Origin of the sequence: Actinomyces sp. ZJ308 (genome assembly GCF_011752065.1) — a bacterium.
Lineage (GTDB): Bacteria > Actinomycetota > Actinomycetes > Actinomycetales > Actinomycetaceae > Actinomyces.
Map to the genome: position 1 here is coordinate 24,337 of NZ_JAAIJY010000037.1, position 7,852 is coordinate 32,188.

A 7,852-nucleotide genomic window follows, 5' to 3' on the forward strand; every position below is an offset into this window, starting at 1 on the left:
AGGGTCTTTCTCAGGGGCCGTGGACCTGCGACCGGTCATGCATGCCGGTCCATGCTCCTCGCCGGTTCAGGGCCGCCTTCCCAGGGCCCACGACGCTCCAACAACGGCTACCAGGCACCATCCTCCCAGTAGAGCCCAGGAACGGGCGGGCATCGTGGAATCATGGGGGAACAGCCCGGCACGCACCACCTGGGCCATGGACTCGAAGGGCAGCCAGCGGTGAACCTCCTGCGCCCAGCCGGGGAGCCTGTCGGCGGGGAAGCTCATCGGCGAGAACAGCATGATGCCGAAGGCGAGCACCTGGGAGAGGATCTGGGCCAGCGCCGGAGCCAGGAGCGTGGCGATGGCGTAGCCGATGCAGGCTGCTGTCAGGGCGACCAGCACGGCACCGGGGACCAGCCACCACCGTGGAGCAAGATCGACGTCGAAGCGGGCATTGGCGACGAGGACGCCCAGGACCAGTCCGGGAAGCGCCAGAACAGTCCAGATCGCAAGATCGGCCAGGAGGAAGGCGACCCTGGGGACGGGCAGGGTGCGCATCCAGTCCAGGCTGCCCTCGGTGCGCGACTGGGAGACCCACTGGGGCGTCATGATGAGCCCCAGCGAGACGAGGGCGATCGTTGGTCCACCACCGGCCAGGTAAAGACTCGCCTCATGACCGGGATGGCCCGCGATGAGCCCGTACCCCAGGACCATTGAGACGGACAGCAGCGTCTGGACAATGATGAAGAGGGGAAGCATGGGCAGGCTGCGGCGAAACTGCCACTGGATGAGCAGGCCGAGCTGGCTTCGCATCGGTGCTGCCCGGATGAGCTCTCCGTGGTTCACCGGGGCGGCGGAGTCTTCCTGAACGAGTGCGCTGGTTGTATGGGGCATCGGTTCCTCCCTGAGTGGTTTACTCGACGGCGCTTTCCGTACTGGGTGCAGGCGGGGCATCATTGGCGCTCCTTCGCGGAGCTCATGCGGCACCGCGAAGAGGCTCCTCGTGCGCACCCCGAGTGAGGTCGACGTAGACCTCCTCCAGGGAGATCGGAGCCAGCTCGTAGCGCTCGATCATGCCGCGCTCCAGGGCCTTAGCGGCCCACGTCACGGCCTGCACCGCCTGTCCCTCCGTGATCGGCAGGACCGCTCGTACGGCGTCGTGCCGCGTCAGACTCATGCCTGCCGGTGGCTCAAGCCGGCGGCCGGGCACCTGACTGACTTCCAGGACGAAGGACGATCCGTGACCGGCCACGAGTGCCGCAGGAGTTCCCTCGGCGATGACGTGGCCGTGGTCCAGGACGGTGAGCCGGTCCACTGCTCGCTCGGCCTCCCGTACGTTGTGGGTTACGAGGAGGACCGCGGACCCGGTATCGGCCAGCAGACGGATCTGGTCCCACAGCAGGCGGCGGCGCACCGGGTCGACGTCGTTGGTGGGCTCATCGAGGATGACCAGCCGTCCGGGGACGACGGCGCACATGGCGAATGCCGTCAGGCGGGCGACTCCACCAGAGACCTTCTGCGCAGGAGTCGTCGCCCACTCCCCCAGGTCGAGGGCCTCAATGAGCTCCTCGGCACGCCTGCGGGTCTGACGAGGACGACCTCCTCGCAAACGCCCTACCAGCTCAATGGCCACCAGTGGAGTCAGACCCGTGATCGGCACGTTGGCCTGCGCCTGGACGTTGGTGAGGCGGCGGGCGACAGCGGGATGCTCGATGGCGTCAACGCCGTCGAGAGTGATGCGCCCGGAGGTTGGACGCAGCAGTCCCACCACCTGGTTGACGAGTGTGGTCTTACCCGCGCCGTTGTGTCCGAGAAGTCCAACCACCTCACCGGCGCCCACCCGCATGGTGACACCGGCGTTGGCTCTCAGCGTGTGCGATCCGCTTCCGAAGTGCTTGTGAAGATCCTCAATGGTCAGTACGCAGTCCACGAAGAGGTCTCCTCCTTCCATCTCTGTCCGGCACCGGCGTCTCAAACCGATACCCACCAAGTTCATACCGGTTGGTATTCACTGTACCAGACAGTGTTTCCTCGAGGTTTCCAGGCAGGAACTGGGACGCTGTCCCATACCGATCAGTATGGGACAGCGTTCTCCATGGTTCTGTCGCGTCTGAGACCCCGGTCCGCCTCACCCCTGCCGGATGTGCCAGCGTGAGGAGGCGGTGGAGGCCTCGATGAACTCGCGGAAGGGACCGGGCGCGGTCGCGAGCTCGTGGGGCGTACCGTGCTGGGCCACGCGGGCGCCGGACTGGGTCGGTTCGAGGAAGATGACCTCGTCGGCCTGCCGGACGGTGGACAGGCGGTGAGCCACCACCATGACGGTGCGACCCTCGGAGAGCTCGCGCACCACCTCGGTGATCGCGGACTCGTTCTCCCCGTCCAGGGCCGAGGTGATCTCGTCGAGCAGGAGGATCGGGGCGTCCTTGACGAAGGCGCGGGCGATGGCGACGCGCTGACGCTCCCCGCCGGACAGGCTCAGACCACCGGGACCGACCTGGGTGTCCCACCCGTGCGGGAGCGACTCGATGACGCGGTCCAGACGGGCGCGGCGGGCGGCCTCGGCAAGCTCGGCGTCAGTGGCCTCGGGCCGGGCGATGCGCAGGTTCTCCCGGATGGTGGTGTCGAACAGGTAGACGTCCTGGAAGACCAAGGAGGTCATACCCATGATCGTCGCGGTTCGCATGGATCTCACCGGGGCCCCGCCAATGGCGACCATCCCGTCGTCGACGTCCCAGAACCGGGCGGCCAGTCGAAGGATCGTGGACTTACCGGCGCCCGACGGACCGACCAGGGCGGTGACTCTCCCCTGAGGGGCGGTCAGGGAGACGTTGCCCAGAACCGGACGTCCCTCGTCGTAGGCGAAGGAGACATTCGACAACGTGATGGTCGTCCCCTCAGGAAGGACCTCCTGGCCGGGCTCCGGGTCGGGCAGTGGGCGGGCGTCCAGGATGGAGCTCACCGCGCTCAGGGCCACCTTGGCGTTGTCGAGCTCGGAGGCGTACATGGCCGCCTTGGTCAGGGGCAGGAGCGTGCGCGCGGTCACCGTGATGATCGCCAGGTAGCCGATGACGTCGAGCCGGTGACCGCTGACCAGCGACAGCCCGGCGGCCAGGACCAGGGCGAAGGAGGTGTGGACGACGAAGTTGAAGTACTGGCCGGGCCGACCCTTGACGCGCAGACCGTCGAGTGTGGACTCCGCGTCGGCCTCGAGGGTGGTGCGCACCGGCTCCCAGCCGGTCTCGGTGACTCCGGAGGCGCGCAGGACCGGCTGGAGGCGGGCGAACTCAATGAGCCTGCCGGCGGCGGCGGAGGAGGTGCGGTCCTCCATCTCATTGGCGTGGGTGGTGGCCACGCCCATGCGCCGCCAGATGAGGGTCAGCGGGATGATCGTGGCCGCCATGATCAGGGCCAGGGGCCATTCGACGACGGCCGTGGCCACCAGCATCACCAGCGGCACGATGAAGGCGTTACAGATATTGGGGATCACCATGGAGGCCAGGTGGGAGACGGTGTTGACCTCCTTGGAGGTGGCGTTGACGACGGCGGCCTCGCGCTCGGCGTTGAACCAGCCCAGGGGCAGGGTCAGGACGTGCTCGGCGATGCGGTCGATCATCGTGTCGCAGACCTCGAAGACGCTGACCCGGTAGGAGCGGTACATGGCGAAGGTATCGACGACGACGGTGAGGACCCCCAGGATGACCACGGCGACGAGCCAGCCGTTGACCGACTCCGAGCGTGAGTAGAGAGCGCGCAGGAAGGGGATCATGAGGGCCAGGGTGATTCCCTGCAGGAGCGCGGAGACCATGAACCAGGTGGTGATCACCCGCATCTCGGCGGCGTTGACGATCCGCATCAGCAGCTTCCACATGGTCACTTCTCCTCCCTCCCGCCGGCTGAGCCGGCCAGAGCCGCGGCCTCCGCGCCCTCACTCAGGTCCTGGCTTCGCCACATGGCGGCGTAACGACCACCGACCGCCAGCAGCTCGTCGTGGGTGCCTCTCTCGGTGATGCGTCCGGCGTCGATGACGAGGATCTGGTCGGCGTCGCGGATCGTGGACAGGCGGTGGGCGATGATGATGACGGTTCGTCCGGCGGCCAGCTGGGACAGGGCCTGGTGGATGTCCCGCTCGGAGGCGGGATCGGCTTGGGCGGTCGCCTCGTCCAGGACGAGGACCGGGGCGTCCTGGAGGTAGGCGCGCGCCAGGGTGACGCGCTGCCGCTCACCGCCGGAGAGGAACCCGCCCTCGTCCCCCAGCACCGTGTCGTAGCCGCGGGGAAGGCGCGTGATGCGCTCGTGGATGCAGGCGGCTCGAGCAGCGGCCTCAACCTGCTCGCGGGTGGCTCCGGGGCGCCCGAGGGCGATGTTGTCATGGACCGACTCGTGGGCGAGGGCCACGTCCTGCAGGACGATCGCCACTCGCGAGAGCAGCCAGGGGAAGGTCGCCTCACGCACGTCGACGCCGCTGACGCGCACGGTGCCGTCGTCGACGTCGTAGAAACGGGCGATGAGACGGGCCAGGGTCGACTTTCCACCGCCTGAGGGGCCGACCAGGGCGGTGACGGTCCCGGGCTCAGCGGTGAAGGACACGCCTCGCAGCACCGGAGAACCCGTCTCGTAGGAGAAGGTGACGTCGTCGACCTCGACCTGACCGGGGGCCCGGCCCTCCCCCTCGTTGTGGCTCCCCTCGGGCATCGGTTCCTGGGAGAGCAGGTCGGCGGTGGACTGGGCGGCCATTCTGGACTCGTAGATGTGCTGGGCCAGTCCGATGAGGATCAGGGTTCCTTCCGGCAGCCCGAGAGCCAGCAGGAAGAAGGGCAGGGTCGACGACAGCGGTGTCCATCCCTGGGAGGTGAACAGGACGGCCAGTACAGCGACCGTGGTGAAGACCGTCGAAGGCCGCATCACGGCACCGATAGCGCTGATCCCTCGACCCGAGCGGCTCAACCACTCGTACGACAGCCGGGAGAACTCGGAGCGGGCCTGGCTGAACCGGGTGCGGGAGGCGTCGGTGGCCTGAAAGCCCTTGATCTCCTTGATCCCCTCGATCATCTCGACGGTGGCGGCGGACAGGGCCGTCTGGGCCACGCCGAAGCGCTCGGTGATGTTTGAGACCTTGGCCAGGCTGAGCGCCATGACCACCAGGGCGAGCGCCCACACGGCGAGCAGGGCGGACGCCAGGCGCCAGTCGATCCACATCAGGTAGGCCATGCCGGCCACCGCGGCGACGACGGCGTTGGTGACGTCACCGGGGACATGAGCCACGAGGGTGTGGATGGAGCTCGTGTCATCGCAGACCATCTTGCGGATGGTGCCGTGGGGTATCTGAGCCACCTTTCCCAGTGGCAGGCGGCTGAGCGCATCGACGACCCGTTGGCGAAGACCGTGGCGGAGCCTGGCCTCGGCCACGTGAGTGAGTCCCAGGCCAGACAGGTAGCAGAACTGGGAGGCGAAGAGACCGAGGACGGCGATCGCCGCCCAGACCCACAGGTTCGCCCGCCACCCCGCCTGGGAGACCTCACCGAGCCAGATGGCCGCCATGTTGCGCAGGGCCTCGAAGGGGACGATGGACATCAGGGCGCCCATGGCGGTCAGTACTCCCGACACGACCATGGCCCGTCGTGCGGGTCTGATGAGCTCGTTGACAGTAACTGTCATGTCGCCGTTCTCTCCTCAGGTTCCTTGATCACCCCAAGAATGATTGATCATGCCTAATCGGCGCCGCCCCGGGGTAGAACCATGACAGATCTCGCGAAAGAGCAGCTCTCGACCGAGAACATATGTTAACCGCAGGATTTCATCGCCGGGGTGCTGAATGAGGGGTGAAAGATACCAGTTTCGACTGGAATAATGCGGGCGGTTGAGATCCGAGCGTCCCGGAGGAGGGACACCTTCCTGGTGAAGGATACCGGGATATACCCGCTGGTGGGCGGAAATCAGGCAGGATGCAGCGGACAGGCGGGCCGGCGGTGCTACCGGCTCAAGGTCCTGCGGGTCGCTGGCCCGGGTGACGGGATCTCGCAGATGCTGGGACGGTGGCCTCCGATCCCACCGGCAGCCGGCTCATCAAAGAGCTCTTCCTCGACGCTGAGAGGCTGAGCCGGTCGAACCGGCCGTCAACACGGTCGAGCGCACCGCCGGGGCACGGCTCCGGAGCCTTGCGGAGTGGTCACCAGCGAGCTGGATCGGCGCCTGACGGTCCGATGATCGACGTCGACGTCCCCGGGGTCAGCCGGGGTATGAGAGCGGGGCCAGCGCGGCCAGCACGGCCGGCGCGGTGACGCGCCGCCCGAGCACCGTTGAATCAGGCCCGAGATCGGCTACCACCAGCGGAGGAGAGCTCAAGCAGCAGGTCAACGGCCGCCTCGACTCCCGGATCCTCCGCCGTCCGACCAGCCGAATCATGCGCTGCCTCATCATAGGAACCGTTCACGAGCTCCTCGATGCGCGAGACAAGAACAGGGCGCGTCAGCTCTCCTCGCTGAGCATCGATATAGTCCGGTCCCAGCCCGTTACGACATACGGTTTGCGCATGAAAATGCTGATCTCCCCCGAAAGCAATCGCCAAGCACGGCACACCGGCACGCACCCCGGCCCCGGTAGCACCCAAGGAACCATGGCAGATCATCCCGCGACAGCGCGGTAGCACAGCGCCGTACGGAACCCTCGCAACACCAAGAACTCCACCCGTCTCGCCGCCAGGGCGGCTGGGGTCAACAATAATCGCCCGCAATCCCCGTTCCATCAGAATCTCTTGGATCCAGGCCCGAGCCTGCGGTAGACGGGAGGAGACCACACTGCCGAAGGTGACGAGCAACGGAGGATCTCCGCGACCGAGGAAGTCCTCCACCTGCTCATCAAGGCACTCGGATGACGAGGAGCTATCGAGCCATTCCCCGGTCACACACACATTCTTCCCCCAAGCAGGATCCGGCGGATTGAGCGAAGGACTGAACTGGTAGAGCGTTCTGCCGCCCCTCCGAGCGGCCCAACGAGAAAGACCTAGACGGCGCCTCCACGCGCGCAATACCGGAGCCATCGCCCACCCCATCATGAGGTTCGACAACCGGTGCAGGACTGGAGCCCGCCATGTGCCGTCATGACGGCGGGGGTCAACTAAGCTGTATGAACGGCAAGGATCACTGGGGTATACCTGCACACGCACACACGGCGCACCCGCTGCCGCGGAAAGAAGACGCACCACTTCCGCGAACTGGTTGTACATGACGACGTCCACGTCGCTCACGGCCCCGTCCAGGGCATCGAACATCCCTGGGTCACCAAGCATCTCGCGAACACCTCGAACTGCATCCGCTACGCCCTCAACATCACCCATCAGACGCCTCATGAGCTGCTCACAGCTTCCAGGAACAGCGATGTAGTCAATTCCAGCCGCCTCTACGCGAGCGGCGAACTCCTGGAATCCCGCGATAACCAGCTCGTGACCCTGCTCAGCGAGACGCCTCCCCAATACGATGAACGGAGACACATCTCCCTCAGAACCCAGAACAACCGCAAGGACCTTCACCATTCAGCACCCCTTCTCAAGGCTGGGAGTTCTATCGTGGCCGTCATATCCTCATTCCTTACTCCGGAGGAGCTATGAGCCATGGCCCAGCAGGCGGCCTCCGACAGCGGTGCTGCTGACAACGACGCCAAGACAGCTGTCCTCCAGTTCCATTGTGGAGGCTTGGACGAAGCACTGAATGTGGACGTCTTAGAACCGGTGGTGGCGTTGCCCGTGAGCTGGGCGTTGTGGAGGCGGGTGTAGGTGCCGTCGGCGGCGATGAGCTGATCGTGGTTGCCCTGCTCGACGATGTCGCCGTGCTCCATGACCAAGATGGTGTCGGCGTCGCGGATCGTGGACAGGCGG

6 protein-coding genes are annotated in these 7,852 nt (G+C 66.3%); all 6 read right to left on the reverse strand.

All coding sequences use genetic code 11. The annotated features are described in order from the left end of the window. Window positions 1-66: 66 nt before the first annotated feature. Window positions 67-795, reverse strand: coding sequence for an ABC transporter permease (locus HCR68_RS12605; RefSeq protein ID WP_167150011.1), 729 nt, complete (start codon window positions 793-795; stop codon window positions 67-69). A gap of 163 nt (window positions 796-958) precedes the next feature. After that, window positions 959-1,912 carry an ABC transporter ATP-binding protein gene (locus tag HCR68_RS12610; RefSeq protein WP_208320608.1) on the reverse strand — a complete coding sequence of 318 codons (954 nt, stop codon included), beginning with the start codon at window positions 1,910-1,912 and terminating at the stop codon, window positions 959-961. A 198-nt stretch (window positions 1,913-2,110) separates the two neighbouring features. Then, entirely contained in the window at window positions 2,111-3,850 is a 1,740-nt protein-coding gene (locus tag HCR68_RS12615) for an ABC transporter ATP-binding protein (protein WP_167150003.1), read from the reverse strand. A 2-nt stretch (window positions 3,851-3,852) separates the two neighbouring features. After that, window positions 3,853-5,637: an ABC transporter ATP-binding protein gene (locus tag HCR68_RS12620; RefSeq protein ID WP_167150005.1), complete on the reverse strand. Its 1,785-nt coding sequence runs from the start codon at window positions 5,635-5,637 to the stop codon at window positions 3,853-3,855. A 646-nt stretch (window positions 5,638-6,283) separates the two neighbouring features. Then, window positions 6,284-7,510, reverse strand: coding sequence for a glycosyltransferase (locus tag HCR68_RS14550; RefSeq protein ID WP_347878334.1), 1,227 nt, complete (start codon window positions 7,508-7,510; stop codon window positions 6,284-6,286). Next, the coding region (locus HCR68_RS12630) for a hypothetical protein (protein ID WP_208320610.1) at window positions 7,504-7,852 on the reverse strand (349 nt) is incomplete at its 5' end. The genes HCR68_RS12630 and HCR68_RS14550, both read right to left, overlap by 7 nt.